Source organism: Sphingomonas sp. (assembly GCF_036387595.1).
GTDB lineage: Bacteria > Pseudomonadota > Alphaproteobacteria > Sphingomonadales > Sphingomonadaceae > Sphingomonas.
Window position 1 is genome coordinate 1 of record NZ_DASVTL010000027.1, and the last position, 1,531, is coordinate 1,531.

2 protein-coding genes are annotated in these 1,531 nt (G+C 66.9%); both read left to right on the top strand.

Going from position 1 to position 1,531, the window contains the following annotated elements:
- The first annotated feature begins 9 nt into the window (after positions 1-9).
- Complete coding sequence (locus VF643_RS01170) at positions 10-1,269, top strand: Xaa-Pro peptidase family protein (protein ID WP_331041529.1); 1,260 nt, start codon at positions 10-12, stop codon at positions 1,267-1,269.
- A gap of 59 nt (positions 1,270-1,328) precedes the next feature.
- A partial coding sequence (locus tag VF643_RS01175) for an alanine--tRNA ligase-related protein (protein WP_331041528.1) occupies positions 1,329-1,531 on the top strand: 203 nt, incomplete at its 3' end.

Below are 1,531 nucleotides of genomic sequence, written 5' to 3' on the forward strand. Positions count from 1 at the left end.
CGCTGTGCGATGTCCTACTCGCCATCCCGCCGCGACCTGATCCGCACCGCCGCCGCTCTGCCGCTGCTCTCGACCGCCGCAATACTGCGCGCCGCAGAACCCGATCTGTCCGCGCTTTCGCCGATAACCGCTGCCGCCAAACCTATCGACAGGGCAGAGCACGAAAGCCGCGTCGCCCGTGCACAATCAGCGATGAAGACGCTCGGGATCGGCTCCATCCTCATCGAACCGGGATCGTCGATGACCTACTTCACGGGGGTGCGCTGGCGGCGCAGCGAACGCACTACCGTCGCGATCATTCCCGCCGAGGGTGAAGCCTGCATCGTCACGCCCTTCTTCGAAGAGCCCTCGGTGCGGCAGACGCTGGCGATCCCGGCCGAGGTCCGCGTCTGGCAAGAAGACGAATGCCCGTTCGCAGTGGTGGCCGGCTTCGTCCGGAACCGCAGCGTCGCCGGCCGACCGATCGGGATCGAGGAAACCGTCCGGTTCTTCGTCGAGGACGGGGTCGCCCGCGCCTTGCCGGGCACCCGCATGATTAAAGCCGATCCGGTGGTACGTGGCATCCGGATGATCAAGACCGCGCCGGAACTGGCGCTGATGCAACTTGCGACCGACGTGACCATCGCCGCGTATCGCTGGACCCACCAACGTGTGGAATCTGGCATGACCGGCTCCGAAATCGGCGCGCTGATGACCGCCGCGACCGAGAAGCTCGGTGGCGAGCCCGAATTCTCGATGGCGCTGATCGGCCCCGCCGCCGCACTGCCGCACGGCAGCCGTGAGGTGGCGAAGCTCGCCAAGGGCGACATGCTGCTGATGGACTGCGGCTGTGCCGTTGGGGGCTACCAGTCCGACGTGTCGCGCACCTGGGTGCATCGCCGCGCCGCGTCGAAGGAGCAGCGCACCGTCTGGAACCACGTCGCTGAGGGCCAGCGGATCGCCTTCACCGCCGCCCGGATCGGCGCACCCGCGGGCAGCATCGACGATGCCGTCCGCCGCCGTTACGCTGCGCTCGGCTATGGGCCCGGCTACCGCTTGCCCGGCCTGTCGCATCGTACCGGGCACGGCATCGGCATGGACGGTCACGAGCCCGTCAATTTCGTCCACGGCGAAGCCACGCCACTTGCCGCGGGCATGTGCTTCTCGAACGAACCAGGACTCTATTTGCCCGGCGAATTCGGCGTTCGGCTGGAGGATTGCTTCCACATGACAGCCGCGGGCCCGCGCTGGTTCAGCGAGCCGCCCCGCTCGATCGACTCGCCGGTGTGAGGGGCGGTGTAAACGGCCGGGCTTGAGGGCGGTGATCCTCTCGCCTAAGTCGCTCTCCCATGACCTCCACCAATGACATCCGCCGCGGCTTCCTCGATTTCTTCGCGTCGCAGGGCCACCAGATCGTACCGTCGTCGCCGCTGGTGCCGCAGAACGACCCGACGCTGATGTTCGTCAATGCGGGGATGGTCCCGTTCAAGAACGTGTTCACCGGCCTGGAATCGCGCCCCTATTCGACTGCGACGTCGAGCCAGAAATGCGT

Coding starts and splice junctions, on each gene's coding strand:
- VF643_RS01170 (WP_331041529.1), top strand. CDS start 10: ATGTCCTACTCGCCATCCCGCCGCGACCTGATCCGCACCGCCGCCGCT.